17 protein-coding genes and 2 pseudogenes are annotated in these 24,573 nt (G+C 70.4%); 14 read left to right on the top strand and 5 right to left on the bottom strand.

Annotated elements, in window-relative coordinates; translation table 11 throughout:
* Positions 1-85: 85 nt before the first annotated feature.
* From AX769_RS18035 to AX769_RS18020, 3 genes and pseudogenes are all read left to right on the top strand, one after another.
* Positions 86-1,120: a glycosyltransferase gene (locus tag AX769_RS18035; RefSeq protein ID WP_066282036.1), complete on the top strand. Its 1,035-nt coding sequence runs from the start codon at positions 86-88 to the stop codon at positions 1,118-1,120.
* Positions 1,121-1,379: 259 nt separating this feature from the next.
* Positions 1,380-3,367 (top strand): annotated as a pseudogene (locus AX769_RS18025) (lysozyme).
* Positions 3,364-5,421, top strand: a complete 2,058-nt coding sequence (locus AX769_RS18020; protein WP_066282032.1) for a hypothetical protein — start codon at positions 3,364-3,366, stop codon at positions 5,419-5,421. The pseudogene AX769_RS18025 and the gene AX769_RS18020 overlap by 4 nt, the downstream one beginning before the upstream one ends.
* A 33-nt stretch (positions 5,422-5,454) precedes the next feature.
* Here AX769_RS18020 and AX769_RS18015 read toward each other — a convergent pair whose 3' ends face one another.
* Both AX769_RS18015 and AX769_RS18010 read right to left on the bottom strand, forming a co-directional pair.
* Positions 5,455-6,798 carry a hypothetical protein gene (locus tag AX769_RS18015; protein WP_066282031.1) on the bottom strand — a complete coding sequence of 448 codons (1,344 nt, stop codon included), beginning with the start codon at positions 6,796-6,798 and terminating at the stop codon, positions 5,455-5,457.
* A gap of 12 nt (positions 6,799-6,810) precedes the next feature.
* Positions 6,811-8,205 (bottom strand): O-antigen ligase, encoded by a 1,395-nt coding sequence (locus AX769_RS18010; RefSeq protein ID WP_066282030.1) that lies wholly within the window; start codon positions 8,203-8,205, stop codon positions 6,811-6,813.
* Between the two features lie 88 nt (positions 8,206-8,293).
* Here AX769_RS18010 and manA point away from each other — a divergent pair, with 88 nt between their 5' ends.
* Positions 8,294-9,469: a mannose-6-phosphate isomerase, class I gene (gene manA, locus AX769_RS18005; RefSeq protein ID WP_066282027.1), complete on the top strand. Its 1,176-nt coding sequence runs from the start codon at positions 8,294-8,296 to the stop codon at positions 9,467-9,469.
* A gap of 105 nt (positions 9,470-9,574) precedes the next feature.
* Here the strand turns inward: manA and AX769_RS18000 are convergent, their stop codons facing one another.
* A complete protein-coding gene (locus tag AX769_RS18000; RefSeq protein WP_066282025.1) occupies positions 9,575-10,516 on the bottom strand; it encodes a GlxA family transcriptional regulator in 942 nt (313 codons plus the stop codon).
* Positions 10,517-10,603: 87 nt separating this feature from the next.
* On the opposite strand from AX769_RS18000, the gene galE reads away from it, so the two are divergent.
* From galE to AX769_RS17980, 4 genes are all read left to right on the top strand, one after another.
* On the top strand, positions 10,604-11,566 hold the full coding sequence (gene galE / locus AX769_RS17995) for a UDP-glucose 4-epimerase GalE (protein ID WP_066282023.1): 963 nt from the start codon (positions 10,604-10,606) through the stop codon (positions 11,564-11,566).
* A gap of 179 nt (positions 11,567-11,745) precedes the next feature.
* The gene (locus tag AX769_RS17990) at positions 11,746-12,078 is read left to right on the top strand and encodes a WhiB family transcriptional regulator (RefSeq protein WP_082763918.1); all 333 of its coding nucleotides are present in this window, start codon (positions 11,746-11,748) and stop codon (positions 12,076-12,078) included.
* A gap of 81 nt (positions 12,079-12,159) precedes the next feature.
* Positions 12,160-14,190, top strand: coding sequence for a glycosyltransferase (locus tag AX769_RS17985; RefSeq protein ID WP_066282021.1), 2,031 nt, complete (start codon positions 12,160-12,162; stop codon positions 14,188-14,190).
* A gap of 801 nt (positions 14,191-14,991) precedes the next feature.
* A complete protein-coding gene (locus tag AX769_RS17980; protein WP_066282019.1) occupies positions 14,992-16,419 on the top strand; it encodes a DUF5719 family protein in 1,428 nt (475 codons plus the stop codon).
* A gap of 25 nt (positions 16,420-16,444) precedes the next feature.
* Here AX769_RS17980 and AX769_RS17975 read toward each other — a convergent pair whose 3' ends face one another.
* The gene (locus AX769_RS17975; RefSeq protein WP_066282018.1) at positions 16,445-16,891 is read right to left on the bottom strand and encodes a metallopeptidase family protein; all 447 of its coding nucleotides are present in this window, start codon (positions 16,889-16,891) and stop codon (positions 16,445-16,447) included.
* 123 nt (positions 16,892-17,014) lie between these two features.
* Between AX769_RS17975 and AX769_RS17970 the strand changes: the two genes are divergently transcribed.
* The 3 genes from AX769_RS17970 (at position 17,015) to AX769_RS17960 (ending at position 19,160) form a co-directional block, all read left to right on the top strand.
* Entirely contained in the window at positions 17,015-17,182 is a 168-nt protein-coding gene (locus tag AX769_RS17970) for a DUF3499 family protein (protein WP_369824039.1), read from the top strand.
* Entirely contained in the window at positions 17,172-18,602 is a 1,431-nt protein-coding gene (locus AX769_RS17965) for a phosphomannomutase/phosphoglucomutase (RefSeq protein WP_066282014.1), read from the top strand. The genes AX769_RS17970 and AX769_RS17965 overlap by 11 nt, the downstream gene beginning before the upstream one ends.
* 273 nt (positions 18,603-18,875) lie before the next feature.
* The gene (locus AX769_RS17960) at positions 18,876-19,160 is read left to right on the top strand and encodes a metal-sensitive transcriptional regulator (protein WP_066282013.1); all 285 of its coding nucleotides are present in this window, start codon (positions 18,876-18,878) and stop codon (positions 19,158-19,160) included.
* Here the strand turns inward: AX769_RS17960 and AX769_RS17955 are convergent.
* The gene (locus AX769_RS17955) at positions 19,157-20,185 is read right to left on the bottom strand and encodes a glycerophosphoryl diester phosphodiesterase membrane domain-containing protein (RefSeq protein WP_066282010.1); all 1,029 of its coding nucleotides are present in this window, start codon (positions 20,183-20,185) and stop codon (positions 19,157-19,159) included. The two genes, AX769_RS17960 and AX769_RS17955, sit on opposite strands and share 4 nt — an antisense overlap.
* 328 nt (positions 20,186-20,513) lie before the next feature.
* Between AX769_RS17955 and mtrA the strand changes: the two are divergent.
* From mtrA to AX769_RS17940, 3 genes and pseudogenes are all read left to right on the top strand, one after another.
* Positions 20,514-21,196 (top strand): annotated as a pseudogene (gene mtrA / locus AX769_RS17950) (MtrAB system response regulator MtrA).
* A gap of 49 nt (positions 21,197-21,245) precedes the next feature.
* Entirely contained in the window at positions 21,246-22,874 is a 1,629-nt protein-coding gene (gene mtrB, locus AX769_RS17945; protein WP_066282008.1) for an MtrAB system histidine kinase MtrB, read from the top strand.
* On the top strand, positions 22,871-24,553 hold the full coding sequence (locus tag AX769_RS17940) for a GerMN domain-containing protein (RefSeq protein ID WP_066282006.1): 1,683 nt from the start codon (positions 22,871-22,873) through the stop codon (positions 24,551-24,553). The genes mtrB and AX769_RS17940 overlap by 4 nt, the downstream gene beginning before the upstream one ends.
* The last annotated feature ends 20 nt before the right edge of the window (positions 24,554-24,573 follow it).

The raw sequence follows: 24,573 nt of genomic DNA, 5'->3' as shown, positions 1-24,573 counted from the left end.
GCGCTCTCACTATAGTCAGCCGTCTCCGAACGAACCCGGAGGGCTGGTCGGCGTCGAGAGGATCGGCGTCCGACAGAATGGTCGGATGCGCGCCTCCGTGATCGTCGTCGACTGGCATCAACCCGAGCTCACCAGGCGGTGCGTCGCGGCTCTCATGAAACAGCAGACGGCCTCAGGATTCGACGTGGTCGTCGTCGAGAACGAGGTCGCGCCGGGTGCCGCCCCCGACTTCTCCGATCTGGGCGCAGTCACGGTGGTCGAGGTGCGCGAGAACTCCGGCTTCGCCGGCGGCGTCGATCGCGGCATCCGGGAGTCCGACGCGCCCGTCGTCGTCCTCGTCAACAATGACGCGGTCGTCGAGCCGGGTTTCCTCCAAGCGGGGATCCAGGCTCTGCAGGGTGCTGGCGGCGACGTCGCTGCGGTCGCGGGCGCAGTGATCCTCGAAGGGCAGTTCGTCCCGGCCGTCGATCGCGACTCCGACACCCTCGTAGGGCTCGACGGACGCCTATGGCGCCGGGTCCGAGACGGGGAGACAGGCAGAGCCCTGCTCAACGGCACCGGTGTCGAGCTCACCCGCGACGGCAACGGCTTCGATCGCGACTGGCTTGCGCCGGTCGAGGGCGACCTCGCGTCGCACGACCTCTCTCGGCCGGACCCGTTCGGCTTCTCGGGCGGGGCCGTCTTCATTCGACGCGGCGCGCTCGAAGCCGTAGGAGGCTTCGATCCTGCGCTCTTCATGTACTACGAGGACGTCGACGTGGCGTGGCGCCTCCGCCTCGCCGGCTACCGCATAGCGCTCGCCGCCGATGCCGTCGTAGTGCACCGGCACGCCGCGAGCTCGTCGAGCAACGGCACGCTCGTGCGCAGCCAGAGCATGACGAATCGCCTGGCCGTCGTGGTGCGCAACGGCTCGCCGTCCATGATCGCGCGAGTCGCAGCGCGCACCGCTCTTCGGCTGGTCGCGGACTTCGTGCGCCCCCGCAACGCCTACATCGACCGACCGAGCTGGGGCCGGGTACTCGGTCGGCTGCCCGGTCTGGTGCGTCATTCGCTGTCTGCGCGACGTCGCGACGGCGTTGCCTCATCGCGGCGTCGAGAGGTCGAACGGCTGCTGCTCTGAGGCGGATGCTCGCCCCCTATCGGGGGTGAACGGGCCCCTGTTGCATGTGACCAGAGTGACGTACCGTAAAGAAGTCGACTGGAAGCCGTTGCCTTCCGCGGGAGCATTCGGGTGCTCGTCGCGGCGAGGTGCGATCAGAACGGGCCGCGTCGACCCCGCCACAGCTGCCTTAGGGAGGCGCACACGTGACTACCGCTTCGATGCACCCGTTCGCCCTCCGGCGGTCGTCGTCGACCGCCTCATCGGCAGCCGCCCAGTGATGTCTCGTCTGGCGCCCGTCGTCGTCGGCGTCCTCATCGCCGTCAGCGCCGTGTCGGCCCTTGGCGCGGCATCCGCGACTGCGGCGACGTCGACCGTGTCGTCTTCGGCTGCTTCGACTGCGACGGCTCTTCCGACCGCCACAGCTGCTCCGACCGCGACCGCAACTGCGACCGCGACGGCGGCACCGGCGCCTGCTGCGACGCCGAGCACGACGACGCCCGGCACGACCAGTGGGACGGCGACCCAGGGCGACAACCCTTCGCTCGCGACGCAGAACGCCGCCGGCGATCACGCCATGGGCTCGACTGTCCCGGTCAACGAGGCCACGACGGCCGCTCCGAAGCTCCACTCCCTGCTCGCGACACCGAACGCCTCGGCGTCCAGCTCGCAGGTGCTCGGCATGGATGTGAGCGCCTGGCAGGGGACCGTCAATTGGAAAGGCGCCTACTCGAACGGCGCGCGGTTCGCCTACATCAAGGCGACCGAGAGCAGCACCTACAAGAGCAGCACCTTCGCGAGCCAGTACGCCGGCGCCGCCGCCGCGGGCATCGTTCGCGGGGCCTACGCCTTCGCCGTGCCCAACAAGTCGTCGGGCGCGGTCCAGGCCGACTACCTGGTCAAGAACGGAGGTGGGTGGACAGCTGACGGCAAGACGCTGCCCCGCTGCTCGACATCGAGTACGACCCCTACACCAGCACTGACGGGACGAACACCTGCTACGGCCTGAGCGCGAGCGCGATGGTCAACTGGATCACGTCGTTCTCGAACCAGGTCTTCGCCGAGACGGGCCGGTACCCGGCCATCTACTCCACGACCGACTGGTGGTCGAAGTGCACCGGCAACAGCTCGGCCTTCGGCCACAACCCGCTCTTCATCGCCCACTACGGCCCCGCGCTGTCGGCCGGCCCGGGCACCCTTCCGAAGAGCTGGTCGAGCTGGACGATCTGGCAGTACGCCGACGCGGGCGCCTTCCCCGGCGACCAGGACGTCATCAACGGCGGATCGACCGCCCTCGCCGGGCTGGCTGTCCCGGCGAGCCTGCAGTCGCCGAAGGGCAGTGTCGACGAGGTCTCGACCGTTCCCGGCGGCATCGAAGTGCGCGGCTGGGCGATCGATCCCAACTCCACGGGCTCCATCGGGGTCGCTGTCTACCTGGGTGCAAAGGGCTACAACCTGAAGGCCAACCTCTCGAGGCCCGACGTGGCGACCCAGTATCCGGCGGACGGCGCCCTGCACGGCTTCGACGCGGTCATCCCCGCCGCGGAGGGTGCCTACAAGGTCTGCGTGTACGGCATCAACGTCGGCGCCGGTTCGAACGACCTGCTGTCACAGTGCGGCACCGGCACCTCGGCTGGCTCCACCCCCATCGGCGGCTTGGACTCTGTCTCGTCCACCCCGAAGACCGTGACCCTTAAGGGCTGGGCACTCGACGGAGACACCTCGTCGCCGATCCACGTCGCCGTGTATGTCGACGGCAAGGGCACAATGGCCACCGCGAACGCCGCCCGAGCCGATGTCGGCGCGCGATTCCCGAACTACGGGTCGAATCACGGCTTCTCGGTCACTCTGTCCGAAAAGCAGGGGACGCACTCCGTCTGCGCGTACGCCATCAATGTGGGCGCCGCTGCGTCGAACCCCCGGCTCGGCGTGTGCCGCACGGTCGTCGTCAACCAGCCGCCCATCGGCCGACTCGACTCAGTGACGGTCTCGGGCAAGACGATCACAGCCACCGGCTGGACGATCGACGAGGACACCCCGACGACCTCCACGCGCGTCGCGGTCTACGTCGACGCCGCGGGGGCACAAGTCACGGCGAACGTCTCACGCCCCGATGTGGCGAAGGTCTATGCGGGTGCCGGTGCCCTGCACGGCTACAAGGTCTCCCTCACCACGACCAGCGGCAAGCACCGCGTCTGCGCCTACGGGATCGACACCAGCGGGGGCAGCAACCCCACGCTGAAGTGCGTCACAGTCACAGTCAAGTGAGGCGACAACTCGGCATCGCGGTCGCCCTCGCCGTCATCGGCGGCCTGGCGGCCGCGATGCTGGGGCAGTCCGCGTCGGCGGCCACGCTTTCCGGGTCGTCGTTCAACCCTGGCAACATCGTCAGCGACGCCGTCTTCTTCGACTCCGCCGCCATGACCCAGTCGGCCGTCCAGACCTTTCTCGCTCAGAAGGAGGGCTCCTGCGGCAACACCAACTGTCTGAGTGACTACCGGCAGACGACCGCGAGCCGATCGGTCGACGCCATGTGCTCGGCCTACACCGGGGCGGCGTCGGAGCCGGCGTCGCAGATCATCGCCAAGGTCGCCGCGGCCTGCGGCATCAACCCGCGTGTGCTCCTCGTGACCCTGCAGAAAGAACAGGGGCTCGTCACCGCGACCGCGCCCTCGACCACGGCTCTGGCGCGCGCCATGGGCTACGGCTGCCCGGACGGCTCGGGGTGCAACACGACCTACAGTGGGCTCTACAACCAGCTCTACTGGGCCGCCTGGCAGTTCAAGCGCTACGCGAATCCGGCAGGCACGTCGGCAGCCTTCACCGCCTACAAGCCTGGCACGACGGCGTCCATCGCCTACAGCCCGAACTCGCCCTGCGGCGTCGCCAGGGTGACCATCCAGAACCAGGCCACGGCCGACCTCTACTACTACACGCCGTACACCCCGAACGCGGCGGCTCTCGCCAACCTGCGGGGCACGGGCGACAGCTGCTCGTCGTACGGCAACCGCAATTTCTGGGTGTACTTCACCGACTGGTTCGGGTCGCCGACGATCGTCGCATCCGACCCCGTCGTCGGTCACGTCGACGCCGTCACGGGCGGTCTCGGCCAGCTGACCGTCCGCGGTTGGGCATTCTCCTCGACGACGCCGACCAAGACGGCCACAGTCGTCGTGAGTGCGGCAGGCACCGCCAGCACCCTGACGGCGAACTTGTCGCGGCCCGACGTCGGCGCGGCCTACCCGGCGGCCGGCGCCCTGCACGGCTTCTCCGGCACGATCGGCGCACCGGCGGGCACCTACGCCGTCTGTGTCTCCGGCGGGGCGACCGCGGGCACAGCCCAGCCCATCTCGTGCACGTCGGCGACGGTGACGTCGGCCTCGCCCATCGGATCCGTGGACTCCGTCTCTGCCGCCCCGGCGGGCGTCCGCGTCGTCGGCTGGGCTGCGGACCCGGAGACGAGCGCGTCGATCGGTGCCCGCGTCACCGTCGACGGCGGCAAGCCCACGACGATCACGGCTGCGCTCTCCCGACCGGATGTCGCTGCTGCGCACCCGGGTCTCGGTTCTGCCCACGGCTATGCGGCCGTCGTGGCGGCGTCGGCGGGCACGCACACCATCTGCGTCCAGGGCATCAACGTCGGGCGCGGATCCGACGCCTCGGTGGGCTGCAAGACGGTCATCGTCATCGGCAGCTCTCCGGCCGGCAAAGTCGAGTCGGTCACGACCACGCCGACGTCGATCAGCCTGCGCGGCTGGGCAATCGATGGCGACACGACGGCCTCGACCCGCGTGGCCGTCTACGTAGACGGCAAGGGCACCGCCGTCGCCAACGCCTCGGCCGCCCGTTCGGACATCGCGCTCGCGTACCCGCTCTACGGTGCGGCTCACGGCTTCGCGACGACCGTGAAGACCACTCTGGGAAAGCACCAGGTCTGCGTCTACGGACTCGACGTCTTGGGCACGCCGGGGTCGAACGCGCTCCTCTCGTGCACGACGGTCACCACTGACCGGCTGCCCGTCGGCCGGCTCGACTCCGTCGCGGTGTCCGGGCCCACGGTGAGTGAGCGCGGGTGGGCCTTCGATCCCGACACCGCGTCGTCCATCTCGGTTGCGATCTACGTCGACGCGGCAGGGTCGGTGGCGAAGGCGTCGACGGCAAGGCCCGATGTCGCCGCCGCGTACAAGCTGCGGTCGGCATTGCACGGCTACGTGGCGAAGCAGACGGTGACGGCGGGCGAGCATCGGGTATGCGCCTACGGGCTCGACTCGGCCGGGGGAGGGCACACGCTGCTCGGCTGCCAGACCGTCACCGTGAAGTAGCGCCGCCGACACCGCTCTGGTGCCGCCGCTCGGTCAGGACTCCCGCGCACCGGGCAGAGTCGGCGTCGGCCCCGTGCGCCCGGGCAACGGTGCGAGCCGGGACCGCCACGACCTCTTGCGTGCCGACACCGTGGCGATGGCGACGAACACCATGAGCGTGCCCTCGTCGAGCACGAAGCTCTCGGCCGTGTCAGTCACGGCGATCAGCAGCAGCACGAGCGGCGGCCACACGTAGGCGACGATCGGGTGGCTCGACGCCGTCGTCCAGGCCCGCAGGAAGGCGAGCGTGCCGGCGATCAGAAGCAGGATCACGCCCAACGCACCGATCTGCAGCCAGGCGTCGAAGAACGCCCCGAGGCCGGAGGCCGACGGCCGCCCGCCGGGCACGGTGAGGAATTCGAACGGGATGATGTCGTTCGGCCACTTGCCGACGTACCCCCAGCCGATCATCGAGTGCAGGTCGATGAAGGGCCTCATGGCCCCCCAGAGGGACAGGCGCGTGTTGAGGTCGGAGCGCGCGCCGATGGCGGCGATGAGGCGGGCCCGGCTGACATAGGCGAGCACGAGCCCGGTCACCACGAGCACGAGCAGCACCCCCTGCACGACGGGCCGTCGCTCGGCCGGGGCGCGGCGGAGGATCCAGAGCGCGATCGTCGCGATGACCAGCACCACGATCGCGATCGACGTCACCGGCGACGACGCGAAGAACACCACGGCGGCGGCCCCCACCGAGCTGGCGAGGGCGACGGGCCAGGTCACCGACTTCATCAGCCACTCGACGACGAAGGTGACGAGGCCGATCGCGGCCAGGAAGCCGAGGAAGTTGCGGGTGCCCGCGATGCCCTGGATCGGCCCGCCGTGCGCGAGGTTGCCCTGGATGCCGAGGAACGAGATGGGGGTGTCGATCAGCAGACCACTCAGCACCTCCAGGCCGATCGAGACGGCCAGCAGGATGCGGAAGGCGTCGCCCATCGCACGGATCACCTGCACGAGGTCACGGCTGAGCGCGAGGAACATGCCCAGCATGCCGAACGCCAGCGAATAGCAGAAGCCGCCGATCGACACCCAGGTGTACTGGCTCCAGAACACGCTGGCGCCGAGGTAGGCGAAGAGGGCGATCAGCGACACCGGCAGAAGGCCGTGCCACTCGATGCGGTGCCGCGCCCCGACCAGCGACAGGATGGCGAGCACGACGAGGGTCGACAGGATCGCCAGCGACCCAGGCCATTTGACCAGCGCCAGCACCGTGTTGATGCCGAACGCGTAGAGGACGATGGCGACCGAGAGCGCCTGGCTGAACTGACCGCCGGCCGAGAAGCCGATCCACGCCGACAGGTAGCGGCGCCAGTGGTCGCGCGTGTCGTCGGGAATCGTCATCGACTCATTGTGTCAGGTGGTCGCCCCGGCCTTGGTGGGCGTCGGGTCGCCTGTCGCGGTCTTCTGGCGTGGCGGGGGCCCGCCGTACCACCGGAACCAGTCGACGCGCGTCACCAGGCAGATCACGACCAAGAGACCCCAGCCCCATTCGACGTTGAGCCGTGACTCGCCGAGCCCGTGCACGAGCATGACCGCGAGCAGCAGGATCGGCAGCAGGTCGCGTGCCGACCACTTCGCAGGCTGGCCCGCCGCCAGCATGCGGCGGTCGGTCGCCCACCACCAGGCTCGGGCGACGGTGCTGACGATCACCGCGAGGAAGATGACGAGGCCGATCCAGCCGAGCTGGAAGAACATGTCGAGGTACGCCTCGTGCGCCTGCAGGTAGACGACCCCGTTCCGCACGGCGAGGCCCTTGAACGGCTCGAGGTAGGGCTGCCACCAGCCCGTCCAGCCCCAGCCGGCGACGGGCCTCTGGATGGCCAGCTCGTAGACGCTCTGCCAGATGGTGCGCCGCCCGGTGAAGGTCGAGCTCTTGCCGAGCAGGTGCAGCAGCGGCTTGTTGAAGACCAGCGCGAGGGCCGCGAGCGCCAGGATCACGACGAGGGCGGCGGGGTACACCATGCGCCGCATCCGGTGCGAGCTGCGACGGATCATGAGGGCGACGCCGAGGACGACGGCGCAGGCGAGGGTGCAGACCAGCACGGTCGACGACCGCGTGAGGCCGTAGGCGAGTACGGCAGAGACGATCCCCACCCAGGCGGTCACACGCGTGATCGAACGGTCGGCGGCTTCGACGGCCGTCACGACGAGGGCCAGAAGGGCGAAGATCGCGAGCAGGTTGCTGTTGCCGGGCAGACCGCCGATGGGGCCGCCGTGCAAGAGGTTGTCGCGGCTCCAGTCGAAGGCGGCCGGGTAGTGCCCGACGCAGAGCGACCGGGTGTAGATCGGGCAGATCGGGTGGCGCACGACGAGCGACACGAACAGCTCGAACAGCAGCGACAGCACCACGATGATGCGAAGGGCCCGCCCCAGCGCCTTCACGATGGCCGGCCAGGTGAGAGTCGACGCCATCGCCAGGGGCGCGGCCGTGGTCATGAGCTGCGAGCCGACGCCCAGGAGGGAGCCCGTCGGGTAGTCCGACCACAGGATCGAGAGCACCATCGTGAGAAGGAGCGCCACCAGCGGCCACGGGATCCTGTTGAGCGGCAGCCGATGCCGGACGCTGACGACGATCGACGCCGCGGCGAGCAGCCCCGCGATGATCCCCCACGCGGTCCAGCCCACGGAGTTGCGCAGCGCGTCGCCGCCGAACAGGACGAGGAAGAGGGCGGTCGCGAGAGCGATCGACTCGCGCGGTGCGTGGTCGCCGTCGCGGACGGTGGGCCGCGCGAGGGGGAGGGACGTCATAAGGCCACGGTAGACGACGAGGCCGGGGCGTCAGCCGATTGGTAGCGTGGGCGACGACCGCACCGATCCTTCCCTCGAGGTAGCACCCATGTTCCTTCCCATCACCAACGTCCCTCGCGACTACGCGTGGGGCTCGACCGACGCCATAGCGACGCTGCTGGGCCGCACCCCGTCGGGGCGCCCCGAGGCGGAGCTCTGGCTGGGCGCGCACCCCGCGTCGCCGAGCATCGTGGTGAACCCGGCGGTGGTCGACGGCGCCGCCACCCTCGCCGACTGGATCGAGGCCGAGCCCGAACGCGCCCTCGGGCAGGGCCGCCGACACCTGCCGTTCCTGATGAAGGTGCTCGCCGCGGCGTCGCCCCTGTCGATCCAGGCCCACCCGACGCCCGAGCAGGCGCGCCAGGGGTTCGCCCGCGAGAACCGCGAGGGCGTGCCGCTCGTCGCGAGCGAGCGCAACTACAAAGACCCCTTCCCCAAGCCCGAGATCATCTACGCGCTCAGCGAGACGTTCGACGCCCTGTGCGGGTTCCGGCCGGTCGACGAAGCGCTCGCCGACGTAGAGGCCGTGGACGCAGGATCCGGTCGCCTCGCCGCCCTGCGCGAGCACCTGTCCGAGTCGCTCGAATCGACCGTGGCGTGGCTGTTCGACGACGAGTCGGCCGACGAGACCATCGCCGCTGTCGGTGAGCTCGCCGCGGCGCAGGTCGCCGCGGGCGGTGGCGTCTCTCCGAGCGTGGCGACGGTGGCGCAGCTCGCCGGGCTCTACCCGGGCGACGCGGGCGTCGTCATCTCGCTGCTGCTCAACCGGGTCACGCTGAAGCGCGGCGAGGCGCTCTTCCTGCCCGCCGGCAACATCCACGCCTATCTCGGCGGCCTCGGCATCGAACTGATGGCGCCGAGCGACAACGTGCTGCGCGGCGGCCTGACACCGAAGCACGTCGACGTGGCCGAGCTCTTGACCGTCCTCGAGTTCGAGCCTCTGCCGCTGCCGTACCTGCGGCCGACCGAGCAGGGCGCAGGTGTCGAGCGGTTCGACCCGACCGACGTCGGGTTCGCACTGCTGCACGTCGTGCCCGGCGAGTCGGGCGCCGTCGTGCCCCTCGGCGGCCCCTCGATCGTGTTGGTCACCGACGGCGAGTTGCACCTGAAGGGGCAGGACGGCAACGTCCGCGTCAGCCGCGGCGAGGCCGTCTACGTCACGCCCGACGAGTGGCGCCTGGCGGTCACCGGCACCGGCGAGGCGTTTGTCGCCACCTCCGCCTAGCCCCCTCCCCCCTCCGTTTTACCTATAGGCAAGCGTTTGCCGCACAGAAACTTCTGTGGGGCAAACGCTTGCCTATAGGTAAAACGGAGGGAGGGGGAGGAGGGGCTAGGCGGCGAAGGCGCGGCGATAGGCCGTGGGCGTCGTCTGCAGCGTGCGCGCGAAGTGGTGGCGCAGCACGGCGGCCGATCCGAACCCCGTGGCCGTGGCGATGGCGTCGAGGGTGTCGTCGGTGGCCTCCAGCAGGTGCTGGGCGCGCAGCAGCCGCTGCCGGTTCAGCCAGGCGGCGGGCGTTGTGCCGATGTCGGCACGGAAGCGCCTCGCGAAGGTGCGCGGCGACATCAGGGCGCGTCGCGCGAGCTCGTCGACGGTGAGGTCGCGGTCGAGGTGGTCGAGCATCCAGTCGGTGACGCCGGCGAGAGACTCGGTGCGGCGCTCGGGCACGGGCTGGGCGATGTACTGCGCCTGGCCGCCCTCGCGCTGCGCCGGGATCACCATTCGCCGGGCGATGGCGTTCGCGGGGCCCGCGCCGAGCTCGCGACGCACGACGTGCAGGGCCGCGTCGATGCCGGCCGAGGTGCCGGCGCTCGTCACGATCGAGCCCTCGTCGACGAACAGCACGTCACGGTCGACGGTGACGAGCGGGTGCTGCCGATGCAGCTCGTCGGCATGCATCCAGTGCGTCGCAGCCCGCCTTCCGTCGAGAATGCCCGTGGCGGCGAGCACGAAGGCGCCGCTGCAGATGCTCAGGATCGTCGCGCCACGAGCGTGCGCGTCGCGCAGGAACGAGACGTAGGCAGGATCGACGGCGCCGGTCCCGTGGGCGGGCACGACGACCAGGTCGACGTCCTCCGCCTGGTCGAGGCCGGCGTCGACGACCAGGTCGAAGCCGAGGCTCGTGCGGACCCGGCCGGGGTGCGCCGTCACCACGCGGAAGTCGAAGGCGGGGCCGCCGGTGTCGCGCCGGTCGATGCCGAAGACCTCGCAGGCGACGCCGAACTCGAACGGCGGGAGGCCCTCGACGGCGAGGACGGCGACGGAGCGGAGCATGGCGGACCTCCTGGGCATGGGCGCGTGGCAGAAAAGTGAGACTCGTCCAGATCCTGCCATAAATGCTCGAGCCGGTAGGTTTGCCTCATGTCTTGGCTTGTCACCGGCGGTGCCGGCTACATCGGATCCCATGTCGTGCGCGCGCTTGCGAAGGAGGGTCTCGAGCCGGTCGTGCTCGACGACCTCTCGTCGGGCATCGAGTCGTTCGTGCCCGAGGGCGTCCCCTTCGTGCGCGGCACCATCCTCGACCGGCAGCTGATCGGCGAGACGATCGCCGAGCACGGCGTCACCGGGGTCGTCCACGTCGCCGGCTTCAAGTACGCGGGCGTCTCGGTGCAGCGCCCCCTGCACACCTACGAGCAGAACGTCACCGGCACCGCACGACTGCTGGAGGCGATGCAGGATCACGGGGTCGACCGCATCGTCTTCTCTTCCAGTGCCGCCGTCTACGGCACGCCCGACTTCGACACTGTCACCGAAGACACGCCCAAGGCGCCCGAGTCGCCCTACGGCGAGTCGAAGCTGATCGGCGAGTGGCTGCTGCGCGACCAGGGCACGGCGACCGGGCTGCGCCACACGAGCCTCCGGTACTTCAACGTGGTGGGCTCGGGCGAGAGCGACCTGTACGACGCCAGCCCGCACAACCTCTTCCCGCTGGTCTTCCAGGCACTGCTCGACGGGAAGACGCCGCGGATCAACGGCGACGACTACAACACCCCCGACGGCACCTGCGTGCGCGACTACGTGCACGTCGCCGACCTCGCGGTCTCGCACGCGGTCGCCGCGCGCCGGCTCGATGCGGGTGAGACGCTGGAGCCGGCCTACAACCTGGGTTCGGGCGACGGTGTCTCGGTCAGGCAGATCATGGACGCCATGGCCGAGGGGACAGGCATCGCGTTCACGCCCGAGATCGCACCACGCCGCCCTGGCGACCCCGATCGCATCGTCGCGGAGGGCGTCCTGGCGGGCCGCGACCTCGACTGGAAGATGCGTCACACCCTGCTCGAGATGGTGTCGAGCGCGTGGGAGGCGCGGAAGTCCGCGGCCTGACCGTGTCCCCCGTTCTGTCCGCCGAGTCGCCGACACGCGACACGCCCGAGACGCAAATTACCCTCACTCGGGGGTCGAGGGTTTTATGATGCTCGACTTGACGTACCCCTAGTTACACGAGTGTAATTACAGGTATCGCGACCGCCGGGGAAGCGAATGCAGACGAGGGGAGATGCGCAATGGCCATCCACGACCGAAGCGGCTCTGTACCCGAAGACTGGCACGTCGATCCGATCCTGCTGGGTGTCCCAGGGGTTCGCTCGTCGGCGCCGGAGGGCGTCGAGACCGACGAGAGCCAGCTGTCCTGGCAGGCAGACTCGCTCTGCGCCCAGACCGATCCCGAGGCGTTCTTCCCTGAGAAGGGCGGCTCGACCCGCGACGCCAAGAAGATCTGCGCCTCGTGCGACGTGAAGGCCCAGTGCCTCGAGTACGCGCTGCAGAACGACGAGCGCTTCGGCATCTGGGGCGGGCTCTCCGAGCGCGAGCGCAGAAAGCTTCGCAAGCGGGCCTGATCCCCGCCTTGCTATGAATCGAGACGGCGCGCCCACGGGGTGCGCCTCTCGGCGTTTCCGGCCCCTTAGAGTCTCACCGTCATGCAGCCGAGAGTCACAGCGATCCTCGTCGCCCCCGGCGGGGCGACCACCCTCGACAGAACCCTCGACGGGCTGTCGCGCCAAACGCGACCTCCTGAGCAGCTGGTCGTCGTCGACACGGGGGGCGCAGGATCCGCAGCCGGTCGCCTGACCCTGTCGGGTGCGGCCCAGCTCACCTCGGCTCCGGGCGCCACCACCCTCGGTCTCGCGGTGACGCACGCCCTGCGAGTGATGGGCCCCGGCGCCCAGGGCGCCGACGCCGATGACGAGTGGCTCTGGATTCTCGGCGACGACAACGCCCCCGAAGACGTCGCCCTCCAAGAGCTGATGGCCACGGTCGAGGTCAACCCGTCGGTCGCCGTCGCCGGCCCCAAGCTGATGCGCTGGGACGAGCCGAGGGTCATCGCCGAGTTCGGCGAGACGATGACGCGCTTCGGCGCCTCGCTCGCCCTGGTTTCGGGTGAGCTCGACCAGGCGCAGCACGACGTCCAGGCCGACGTGCTCGGTGTGGCGGCCGGCGGCATGCTCGTGCGCCGCTCGGTGTGGACGGCGCTCGGCGGTTTCGACCCGGGCCTGCCGCACATCGACGCCTCTCTCGACTTCTCGACACGGGCCCGCCTCGCCGGGCACCGCGTCGTGCTCGTGCCGTCGGCGCGCGTGCTGAGCCAGGGCAACCCCGAAGACTTCGGTCGCAAGCCCGGCGGCCATGCCCGCCGATCCCGCCTTCGACGCGGTGCCCAGCTGCACCGCCGCCTGGTCTACTCGCCCAGCTGGGCTCTGCCCTTCCACTGGCTGAGCCTCGTGCCCCTGGCGATCATCCGCTCGGTCTGGCACCTGCTCGCCAAGAATCCCGGCGCGGTCGTCGGTGAATTCCGCACGGCGCTCGGCACAGCGTTCGGGCGCTCGCACGTCGGGCCCGCCCGAATCGCCCTCGGCCGGTCGAAGAAGCTCGGCTGGGGCGCCGTCGACCCCCTGCGCGCTGACTGGGCCCGCATCCGAGAGCGCCGTGTCTCCGAGCGCGATGCTCTGCTGGCCACCGCCGAAGACGCAGCCGTGGCGAAGGCCGGGTTCATCTCGTCGGGCGGCCTTTGGGTCTTCCTCTTCGCCGTCGTCGTCGGCGTCGTCGCCTTCTTCCCGCTGCTCGGCTCGCCCGCGGTGACCGGCGGCGGCCTGCTGCCGGTCAGCACGACTCTCGGGGCCCTCTGGCACGCCGTCGGCTACGGCTGGCACGAGATCGGCACCGGCTTCGTCGGGCCCTCCGACCCGTTCGCCGGCATCGTGGCCGTGCTCGGCTCGATCACCTTCTGGTCGCCGTCCACCGCGATCGTCATCTTCTTCTTCGTCGCGCTGCCGGTGTCGGCTCTCGGGGCCTGGTTGGCTGCGCGAAGGATCACCGAGCGCTCCTGGGTGCCCTCGGTCGCAGCCCTCGTCTACGCGGTCTCGCCGCCCGTCCTCTCGGGTCTTCAGACCGGGCACCTCGGCGCCGTCGTCGCGCACGCGGCGCTGCCCTTCCTCGTGCTCGCCATGGTGTCGTCGGCCCGATCGTGGTCGGCGGGGGCGACCGCCTCGATCCTGTTCGCCGTCGTCGCCAGCGCGACCCCGTCGCTGATCCCGGCCCTCGTGATCGGCTGGCTCGGCGCCATCGCCACGCGGCCGCGCGGCACGCATCGCATGCTCGCGATCCCGTTGCCCGCGATCGCCCTGTTCGCACCGCTCGCCGTCGCCCAGATCGGCCGCGGCACCTGGTGGGCGATCTTCGCCGACCCCGGTGTGCCGACCCGCAGCGCCGCCGCCTCCCCGTTGCAGTTGGCCCTCGGCTCGCCCGAGACCGGCCTGAACGGCTGGACGTCGCTCGTGGCGGGGTCGGGATCACCGGCGCGACCATGGCGATCATCATCGTGCTCGCGATGCTGCCCCTCGGCATCCTGGCGGCCTGCTCGGTCTTCCTGCCCACCCGCGGCCGGGCCCTCGCGTGCCTCGCGGTCGCCCTCCTCGGCTACGTCACCGCCGTCGCCAGCACGCACGTGCTGATCACCGGAGTCGGTTCGACGACGACCGGCATCTGGGCGGGCGCGGGTCTCTCGGTCTACTTCGCCGGCCTCGTCGGCGCGGCCGCCGTCAGCCTCGACCGCATCCCGCGCTTCACGCCGCCGGTCGGCCTGCTGCTCGGCGTCGTCGGGATCGCGGCCTCGGTGCCTCTCATCATCGCCACGCTCGTCGGCACCGGTGCCGTCATTCCGTCGACCGGCAGGATCCTCTCGGCGTACGTCACCGCCGAGGCCGTCGCGAAGCCCGACGTGGGCACCCTCGTGCTCAGCCCCCAGCCCGACGGGTCGCTCTCGGTGTCGTTGCAGCGCGGCCAGGGCGAGACGCTCGACGCGCAGTCGACCCTCGACTCGACCCAGCAGCAGCTGTCGTCGCACAGCCGCGACCTCACGATCCTGGCCGGCAACCTGGTGAGCCGCTCGGGGTTCGACCCGCAGCACGACCTCTCCGAGCTCGGCATCGGCTTCGTGCTGCTGTCGTCCACCAAGGACGGCGGTGCGGCCGGCGATCTCGAGCAGCGCTCGTCGCAGGCGCTCGACGGCAACGCGCGCTTCCTGCCGGTCGGCGACACGACCTCCGGCCTGCTCTGGCGCTACACCGACGCGACCGAGCGCACCCGGGCGACGCCCGCAGACGGCCCGCTGCGGCCGATCGTGCTGATCAGCTGGGCGATCATCTTCGGCTCGGCCCTGCTGCTGGCCATCCCGACGACTCCCCGTCGCCGCCGTGCCCGCACGGGCCGCCTCGAGAACGAGCTGCCCGCCACCACCTTCGACGAGGAGAGAGATGAATAGCCGCCGCGTCGTCCGCACCGGAATCCGCGCAGCGATCGGCGTCGTGGCTCTCGCCGTCGGCGCCGTCGTCGTCGTCAGCGCTTCGGCCGTCCCGCTGCCGAGCCTCGCCGAGACCCCGGCGGGTCGCCTCGTGAAACCGGTCGCGCTCGACCAGCAGCGCGTCTGCTCGGGGTCGCTGCTGCGCCTCGCGGGCGACAGCGGCGCCTCAGCGACCACCGTCACGGCGATCGGGGCGGCCAACACGGTGACCGGCGCCGGCGACTCGGTCACACCCACCACCGGCACGCTGAAGGGGGCCGACGGCGCCTCGTCGCACCCCCAGTCGGTCACCGCGAAGGCGACCGACGAAAAGGTTCCGCAGGTCGCAGGATCCCAGAGCCAGAGCGTCGCCGAGACCGACCTGCGCGGGTTCGCCGTGGCCCCCTGCGCCGAGCCGACGTCGTCGACGTGGCTCGTCGGCGGCTCCACCGAGACCGGCCGCACCACCCTCATCGACCTCGTCAACCCCTCCGACGTCAACTCGACGGTCGACCTGAACGTCTTCGCCGAGAATGGCGCCGTCGACGGCCCTGGCCTCCAGGGCATCGTCGTCGCCCCGCGCAGCCAGAAGTTGGTGCCGCTCTCCGGGTTCCAAACCGGGCTCGTGTCGCCGGTGGTTCACGTCACCAGCCGCGGCGGCCTCATCGCGGCGTCGCTGCAGGTGGGCGTCGTCCGCACTCTCGAGGCCGGTGGCGCCGACATCGTGAGTGCGTCGGCGGCACCGTCGAAAGTGGTGACGGTGCCCGGCATCGTGATCCGCGACGGGGCGGAGGTGCAGGCCAAGACCGGGCAGGCGGGCTACGCCGACCTGAAGTCGATCCTCCGCACCTTCGTGCCGGGCACGACCAATGCCCAGGTGACGGTGCAGCTGGCGACGGCCAACGGCACCGGTACGACCTTCACCGCCACGGCCGAGGCGGGTCGGGTCACCGACGTCTCGCTCGACGGGCTGGCCGACGGGCTCTACACGGCGACGGTGCGCTCGTCGCAGCCGGTGGTCGCCGGGGCTCGTACATCGAGCATCGCACCCGACGGTGGGATCGACGTGGCGTGGACGGGCGGGGCGCCGAGCCTCGGCACCGACACGATGTTCACGGTCGCGCCGGGGCAGAACATCCAGCTCTCGCTGTCGAACCCGACAGCCAAGGCGATCACGACCACTCTGGCGCACGTCGGCGGCACCGGCAAGAGCACCTCGACGACGATCTCGGTGCCCGCCAACTCGTTGTCCGTCGTGCGCCTGCAACCCGGTTCGGTGATGACGCTGACCAAGGCCAGCGGTCTTCACGGAGCCGTCAGCTACGCCGGTGCGGGGCAGATCGCGGCATACGCGCTCTTCGGCCCGACCGCCGCGGCGTCCCCGGTGACCGTCTACCCGTGAGGCGGATTGCGGGCCGAGCGGCTCGCTACTGGCGGTAGCGGTCGGGGGCGAGGTCCCAGGGGTCCTTGCCCATGAGGTCGCCGACGGCCCGGAAGACGTAGCCCTCGACGAGCACGCGGTGATCCCACTCGGCGTCGACCGCCTGTCGCGATTCGCGTGTGCGGGCGAGGCGCTCGATCGGCAGGCGGTAGAGCGTGACCGTGCGCCGGATCGCGTCGACGTGCCACCGCTCGAACGAGCGCTCGGGCCGACCGGAGGGCAGGCCGGCGATCTCGAACGTGACGTCCTCAAGCTCGTCGGGCCACAGCTCTTTCAAATATTGCGCCGTCTGCGCGACGATGTCGTCGAACAGGTCGACGCGCGTCCGCAGGAAGGGCAGGTGCGGGCCGGCTGCCGACGAGCGCAGGCCTCGGCCGTGACGATCGCGCGAAGCCGCTCGCCCCGTGGGGCGTGCGCGTGGGGGCGTGGCCATTCGCCCATGGTAGTCGCGCGGGCGTGGCCGGGCCGCCTCCCCGGATCCTGCGCCTGTCGGGGTTATGGTGATCAGGATATGAACGGTCGCCCCTGCAGCAAGGTCACCTGCCACAACGAGGCGGTGGCGACTCTCACGTACGACTACGCCGATTCGATGGCGGTCGTGGGCCCTCTGAGCAGCACGGTCGAGCCGCACGGCTACGACCTGTGCGAGAAGCACGCCGAGCGGCTGAGTGCGCCGCAGGGGTGGCAGGTCGTGCGGCATGTAGTTTTGGGGAATGACTTCTGAGACGCCGTTAGACCTCACCGCCTTCGTCAAGACGTACGACGTTCGAGGCCTGGTGGGCTCGCAGCTCACGCCCGAAGTCGTCGAGGCCTTCGGTGCCGCCTTCGCCGACGAGATCGCAGCCTCGTCGCCCGATGCCACCGAGATCGTCGTCGGCCACGACATGCGCGACTCCTCGCCGACCTTCGCCGCAGCGTTCGGCGCCGGCGCCACGGCTCGAGGGGCGAACGTCACGCTGCTCGGTCTCTGCTCGACCGACGAGACCTACTTCGCGTCGGGGTCTCGCAACGCCCCCGCGGCCATGTTCACGGCGAGCCACAACCCGGCCACCTACAACGGCATCAAGTTCTCACGAGCGGGCGCTCAGGGCATCAGCCTCGACACCGGGCTCTCGTCGATCCGTGACCGCGCCTCAGGGTTCCTCGCCTCCGGCATCTCGTCGGTCGACTCGCCCGGCACGGTGACCCCGTTCGACGCACTGCCGTCGTACGCCTCGTACCTGCGCTCGCTGGTCGACCTCTCGTCGATCCGGCCCATCAAGATCGTCGTCGACGCCGGCAACGGTATGGGCGGCCTCACGGTGCCCGCCGTCCTCGGCACGGCCGCCGGCCTGCCCAAGCTGCCCATCGAGATCATCCCGCTCTACTTCGAGCTCGACGGCACCTTCCCCAACCACGAGGCGAACCCGCTCGAGCCGGCGAACCTCGTCGACCTGCAGAAGGCCGTCGTCGAGCACGGCGCCGACCTCGGGCTGGCCTTCGACGGCGACGCCGACCGCTGCTTCGTGGTCGACGAGAAGGGCGACGCCGTCACCCCGTCGGCCGTGGCCGCGATCGTGGCCGTGCGCGAGATCGCGCGGGTGCGTGCCCTGGATCCCACCGCTCCGATCTCCGTCATCCACAACCTGATCACGTCTCGCGCAGTGCCCGAGGCGATCGTGAACGCCGGGGCGAACCCCGTCCGCACCCGCGTCGGGCACTCGTTGATCAAAGACGAGATGAAGGCCACCGGCGCGATCTTCGGCGGCGAGCACTCGGCGCACTACTACTTCAGAGACTTCTGGGGCGCCGACAACGGCATGCTCGCAGCCCTGCACGTGCTGGCCGAGTTCGGCTCGGGCACGGCGCCGCTGTCGCAGCTCACCGACCGGTACACGCCCTACTCCGCCTCGGGCGAGATCAACTCGACCGTCACCGACGTGCCCGCGGCGTACGCGCGCATCGTCGACGCGTACTCGGGCGTGGGCGAGTTCGACGAGCTCGACGGCCTCACCGTCTCGGGCACCGACGGCTCGGGCGAGTTCTGGTGGTTCAACGTGCGCCCCTCGAACACCGAGCCGCTGCTGCGCCTGAACGCCGAGGCCGCAACCCCCGCCGGCATGGAGCGCGTGCGCGACACCGTGCTCGCGCTCATCCGCGCGTAGCCCCGGCCCCGCCCCCCTGAACTGAACTCCGCCGACCGGCACACGATCTAGCCCGCGGGCTAGAGCCTGTGCCGGTCGGCGGAGTCTTGCGGTGCGTGGGGCGGCCGCACGTTCCTTTCGACGAGATAGCACTACGTCCCGTCCCTCGAGCGTGGCGGCGGCCGAAACCGATTTTCGGCACGGGGCACGGGGCACGGGGCACGGAGCACGGGGCACGGCGGCACGGCGCGTAGAGTGTGCATACCCCATGGGGGTACGGCGAGAGGCGGCACGGTGCAACACGGATACAGCGGCGACAAAGACCAGATCCTCAAGCGGCTGAAGCGGGCCGAGGGCCAGGTGCGGGGCCTCCAGCGCATGGTCGAAGACGATACGTACTGCATCGACATCCTGACTCAGGTCAGCGCCGCCACGAGGGCACTCGAGACCGTCGCCCTGCAACTGCTCGACGACCACCTGGCGCACTGCGTCGCCGAAGCCGTGGCCGAGGGCGGCGACGTCGCCGACCAGAAGGTGCGCGAGGCCTCCGCCGCGATCGCCCGGCTCGTTCGCAGCTAATTCAGCGGTGCCGCCGCGGCACCAGGATCAGGGGCCGCGAACGGATCGGGCAGCCCCTCCTGCCCGGCGTCGCGCTGCTCGGTGTATCGCACCAGCTGCACGTCCAGGCGCTCTGCGCGGATCCGCAGGTCGACGTAGACGAGCGCGACGGCAGCCGTTTCGAGCGCGAGGCCGATCGCTGTGACGACGGCCGAGACGAGCTGTCCGATGCCGAGGAGGATGCCGTAGGTCTTGAACATGTTCCAGTCGGGCGCGGAGACCGTGGTGTGAGACGACCCCACGTGGCCGCTGATGCCGACGCTGAACGACCCCGCGAACGAGAACGGAATCGTGACGATAAGAGTCGCGCCGTAGATGATCAGGCCGACGAGCAGGATCGTGCCGAGCGTCGGCCAGAAGCGGTGCCGGGTGAGGCGCCACGACCGGGCGATCGCCGCACGCAGCGGCCGACGCTCGAGCATCAGGACGCTGGGCACGAGGCACAGCTTGACGCCGATCCAGACGGCCGCCACCTCCAGGGCGATGAATCCGACTACGAAGAGGGCGCCGCCGCCGGCCGCACCGCCTGTCGTGCCGCTGGCGATCAGGAGAGCCGACAGGCCGCCGATCACGGCGAACGCGACGAAGGCCGCGGCGCCGATCAGCAGGAAGAAGCCGGTCAGCGCGCGGATGCGGCCCCTCGCCTGCCGCAGGAGGGCCGGCAGCCGCACCCGCTCGCCGACGACCTGTCGCGCGGCGGCCAGCGTGAGCACCCCCAGGAGGACCGCCTCGCCGACCCAGACGACGACGACGGCGAAGACGAAGAGCGCTGCGACGCCGACAATCGCCCCGACCGACGGCGCCTGGTGATGCGACGCCGGCACGAAGACCACGGCGAAGACGGCAGCGAAGAGACCGCCGAAGACGACGAACATCAGCAGCACGAACAGCAGGGCCGTGCCGACCGTCGTGCGGAGGCTGCGGCGGATCACCCCGAAGGAGCCGCGGAGGACGTCGCCGACCTGCAGGGGGCGGAGGGGGATCACGCCCGGCTTCGGGGCCGGCGGGGAGGAGGGCCCCAGGGCGGCGGCCCATAGCCGGGAGGCGGCCCGAACCCGGAGGGCGGCCCGCCATATCCCGGGGGCTGAGCGCCGGGCGGCGGGCCCCAACCCGGAGGAGGCCCGTAGCCGGGCGGCGGCCCGTTGTAGCGGTCGTCGCTCATGGCTTCCCCCGGGGTTTCGTCGCGCCCATGACCCTCATCGGCTGGTCCATGATTCCACCGCGACCCGCTTTCGGGCCGATCGCCGTGGGCGGTACCCCTGATCCTCGGCTCCATTCGCTACTGTGGTCGCACCTGTACCGACTCTGGAGACCATGAACCCGCGCATCCTGGTGGTTGACGACGATCCCGCCCTCGCCGAGATGATCGGCATCGTGCTTCGCGCCGAGGGGTTCGAGCCGTCGTTCTGCGGCGACGGCGCCGCAGCCCTCGCCGCCTACACGAGCACCCAGCCCGACCTCGTGCTGCTCGACCTCATGCTGCCGGGCATCGACGGCATCGAGGTCTGTCGCCTCATCCGTGCCGAGAGCGGCGTGCCGATCATCATGCTCACGGCCAAGAGCGACACCACCGACGTGGTGCGCGGCCTCGAGTCGGGGCCGACGACTACGTCGTCAAGCCGTTCAACCCGAAAGAGCTGGTCGCGCGAATCCGCACGCGGCTGCGACCGGCGCCCGACCAGTCGGGCGACACCCTCGCTGTCGGCGACCTCACGGTCGACGTCGCGGCGCACGAGGTGCGTCGCGGAGACGCGGTCATCAACCTCACCCCGCTCGAGTTCGAGCTGCTGCTCGCGCTCGCGTCGAAGCCGCAGCAGGTCTTCACGCGCGAGATGCTGCTCGAGCAGGTCTGGGGCTACCACTACAAGGCCGACACACGGCTGGTCAACGTGCACGTGCAGCGTCTCCGCGCGAAGGTCGAGCACGACCCCGACAACCCGCGCATCGTCAGCACCGTGCGCGGAGTCGGCTACCGGGCCGGCACGAGTGCGTCGTAGCGCCACGGCATGAGGGCCACCGAGAGGTCGACACCGTGAGGGCACAGCCGTGAGATCGCTGCGCTGGCGCAGCTGGCCTCGCCGGGTGCTCGGGCTGTGGCGCTCGTCGCTGGAGTTCCGCACGATCGCGATCACCGTGATCCTCTCGGGGATCGCAGTGACGGTCATCGGCGCGTCGATCTCGATCTCGATCAGCAACAACATCTACGAGCAGCGCCGCCAGCAGATCGAGTCCGAGTCGCAGCGCGCCACCGTGCTGGCGCAGAGCATCTTCGACTCCGCCACGGCGACCGAAGACAACAACCAGGTCGAGCTCGACGGCCTGCAGAACCAGGCCCAGTCGGCGATCCTGTCGTCGACGTCGAGCCCCGGCGGCACGAGCATCGCGATCCTGCGCTCGCCGGGCCAGACCACGAGCCAGACCATCCAGAACATCGCGAGCCCCGACTTCCCCAACTCGGCCATCTCCAAAGAGCTCCGGGCGGCCGTCGAGAAGAACACCGACTCGCTGCACTTCCAGGCCGTGTCGCTCTCGACCAGTCAGGGCACCCAGCCGGGTCTCGCCGTGGGGTCGACTCTCGACGTGCCCACCGCCGGCCAGTACGAGCTCTACCTCGTCTACGATCTGAGCGACGCCCAGAAGACGCTCGACTTCATGCAGCAGACCCTCGCCATCGGCTCGATCGCGCTCGTGCTGCTGATCGCCGCGATCACCTACGTGGTGGTGCGGCTGGTGGTCGGGCCGATCCGGGTGGCGGCCGAGACGAGCGAGAAGATCGCCGCCGGCCACCTCGAAGAGCGGATCCCCGAGGCGGGGCAGGATGTCATCGCCACCCTGGGCCGCTCCTTCAACGGCATGGCCGACGCGATGCAGCGACAGATCGAGCAGCTCGCCGACCTCTCGCGCATGCAGCAGCGGTTCGTCTCCGACGTGTCGCACGAGCTGCGCACCCCGCTCACCACGATCCGGCTCGCCGGCGACCTGCTGTTCGACAATCGAGATGGTTTCGACGCCCCCTCGGCACGGACGGCCGAGTTGCTGCACACCCAGGTCGACCGGTTCGAGCTGCTGCTCGCCGACCTGCTCGAGATCTCGCGGTTCGACGCGGGCGCCGTCGAACTCGAGATCGAGCCGGTCGTGCTCGTGCACCTGGTCGAAGAGAGCGTCGAGGAGTTCGGCCCGCTCGCGGCCAGCGCGGGCTCGCAGATCTCGGTGGACGGCCGGGGCGGCTACTTCGAGGCCGAGGTCGACCCTCGGCGGGTCCGGCGGGTGCTGCGCAACCTCCTGGGCAACGCGATCGAGCACGGTGAGGGTCGCACGATCGTCGTCACGGTCGACAGCAACGCCGAGGCCGTCGCGATCGCCGTCGACGATCACGGGGTCGGCATGAGCCCGGAGAGCGTCGAGCGGGTCTTCGACCGGTTCTGGCGGGCCGACCCCTCGCGTCAGCGCAGCATCGGCGGCACCGGACTCGGCCTCTCGATCAGCCGTGAGGACGCCCAGTTGCACGGCGGTCGTCTCGAGGTTCGCTCGGCACTCGGCATCGGCACGCGGTTCGTCGTGACCCTGCCGCGGACGCACGGCGCCTTGATCCTGTCGTCTCCGATCGGTGTCGACTGGCCCGATGCCGACGCGGCAGCGCTCGACCGGCCCGTTCTCGAAGGGGGTGCCTCGTGATTCGTCCGCGCCGCGCGGTCGCCGTCGCCCTCGGCATCCTGTTGGCTGTCGCGCTCGCCGGCTGCGCCAACCTGCCCTCCGGCGGCGGCGTGCAGACCGGCCAGAAGATCACCAGCAACGTGCAGAGCGACATCGAGTACCTGCCGTCGGGCCCCGTCGCGGGCAGCGACCAGGAGCGCATCGTGCGCGACTTCATCGAGGCGGGCACCGGTTCGCAGAGCAACTACGGGGTCGCTCGCGAATACCTCACCAAGTCGTTCGCGGCGAAGTGGAACCCGCGGGCCAGCGTGATCGTGCGGCAGGGTTCGGGCACCGTCACCGCGCAGTCGCCCACACAGGTCACCTACACGGTGCAGACGGCGGCGACGGTCGATGCCAGCGGCCACTACACCGAGTCGCAGCCGTCGACGAACTCCACCCTGACCTTCCGTCTGCAGAAGGTCGGCACCGAGTGGCGCCTGTCGTACGCGCCACCCGGCATCGTGCTGACGACGGCCAACTTCGACCTGGTCTTCCGCCCGCACGCGGTGTACTTCTATGACCCGACGTACACCTACCTGGTGCCCGACGAGCGCTGGTTCCTGGCGCGGTCGTCGACCACGACCCGCATCGCCGAGGCGCTGCTGGCCGGGCCCTCGAAGTGGCTGCGGGGGGCGGTCGTGTCGGCCTTCCCCGAGGGCACGCAGCTGGCCCTCGACTCGGTCACGATCGACTCGGGCACGGCCCACGTCGACCTCTCGGGCGATGCCGGGTCGGCCGACGCCACCGAGCGATCCCGCATGCGGGCCCAGCTCGTCGCGAGCTTCTCGACGGTGGCCACGGTCAGTGCCGTCGACATCAGCGTCGACGGCGCGCACCTCTCGATCCCCGACGACGCGGGTTCGGTCGCGTCGACCGACCCTCCGGTCGACGCTCGGCCGTTGATCCTGGTGAAAGACGAGTTCGGTTTCGGGTCGTCGACGAGCGTCGCGCAGATCAGCGGGCTCTCGAAGGCCGTCGTCGCGCTGCACCCCACCTCGGTCGAGTACTCCGCCAAAGAGGGCGTCGCGGCCGTCGGCACCGCGGTCGGCGTCTCCGCCGTGCAGGGCAACGGCACGACCACGAAACTCGACCCGAGGCCGGGGCTCGTGGCGCCCACCATGGACAGCCTCGGCTACGTCTGGTCGGCCCAGTCGACCGATCCGCGCTCGATCACCGCCTACGGCATCGACGGCACCCCGCACACGATCACGACCTCGCTGCCGGCCGACCAACAGCTCGTCGCCTTCAAGATCTCGCGCGACGGCACCCGCATCGCGATGCTGCTCGACGCCGACGGCACCACCCGCCTCCTGGTCGCGGCGATCCTCCGCGACAGCAAGCACGTGCCGACAGGCCTCGGCGACGCCCTCGACATCACGGCGCCGACGGGCACCCCCGTGGCCGTCACCTGGGTCGACGAGCTGACGGTCGCCACGCTGTCGACCGACAACGCCGGCGACTCGATGGTCTCCGAGCACGACGTGGGCGGGGAGTCCACCGACCTCGGCCGCCCGACGGGCACCGGCGTCGACATCGTGGGCGGCAACGGGGTCGACCGCGTGCGCGTCCTGACGTCCGACGGCGGCATCCTCGAGCCGCGCGGCAACGGCTGGGAAGACACCGGAATCACCGCGCAACTGCTCGCGACGCAGCGCTGACGTCCTCTCCCGATCGGCCT

This window comes from Frondihabitans sp. PAMC 28766, from assembly GCF_001577365.1.
Classification (GTDB): Bacteria; Actinomycetota; Actinomycetes; order Actinomycetales; family Microbacteriaceae; genus Frondihabitans.
Note: the sequence above shows the minus strand (reverse complement) of the source record. Positions and strands in the feature narration are given on the sequence as shown.

Bases quoted from the DNA above. Each gene is read 5' to 3' on its own strand.
- AX769_RS18035 (WP_066282036.1), top strand. From the start codon at position 86: ATGCGCGCCTCCGTGATCGTCGTCGACTGGCATCAACCCGAGCTCACC.
- AX769_RS18015 (WP_066282031.1), bottom strand. From the start codon at position 6,798: ATGACGATTCCCGACGACACGCGCGACCACTGGCGCCGCTACCTGTCG.
- AX769_RS18010 (WP_066282030.1), bottom strand. From the start codon at position 8,205: ATGACGTCCCTCCCCCTCGCGCGGCCCACCGTCCGCGACGGCGACCAC.
- manA (WP_066282027.1), top strand. From the start codon at position 8,294: ATGTTCCTTCCCATCACCAACGTCCCTCGCGACTACGCGTGGGGCTCG.
- AX769_RS18000 (WP_066282025.1), bottom strand. From the start codon at position 10,516: ATGCTCCGCTCCGTCGCCGTCCTCGCCGTCGAGGGCCTCCCGCCGTTC.
- galE (WP_066282023.1), top strand. From the start codon at position 10,604: ATGTCTTGGCTTGTCACCGGCGGTGCCGGCTACATCGGATCCCATGTC.
- AX769_RS17990 (WP_082763918.1), top strand. From the start codon at position 11,746: ATGGCCATCCACGACCGAAGCGGCTCTGTACCCGAAGACTGGCACGTC.
- AX769_RS17985 (WP_066282021.1), top strand. From the start codon at position 12,160: ATGCAGCCGAGAGTCACAGCGATCCTCGTCGCCCCCGGCGGGGCGACC.
- AX769_RS17980 (WP_066282019.1), top strand. From the start codon at position 14,992: ATGAATAGCCGCCGCGTCGTCCGCACCGGAATCCGCGCAGCGATCGGC.
- AX769_RS17975 (WP_066282018.1), bottom strand. From the start codon at position 16,891: ATGGCCACGCCCCCACGCGCACGCCCCACGGGGCGAGCGGCTTCGCGC.
- AX769_RS17965 (WP_066282014.1), top strand. From the start codon at position 17,172: ATGACTTCTGAGACGCCGTTAGACCTCACCGCCTTCGTCAAGACGTAC.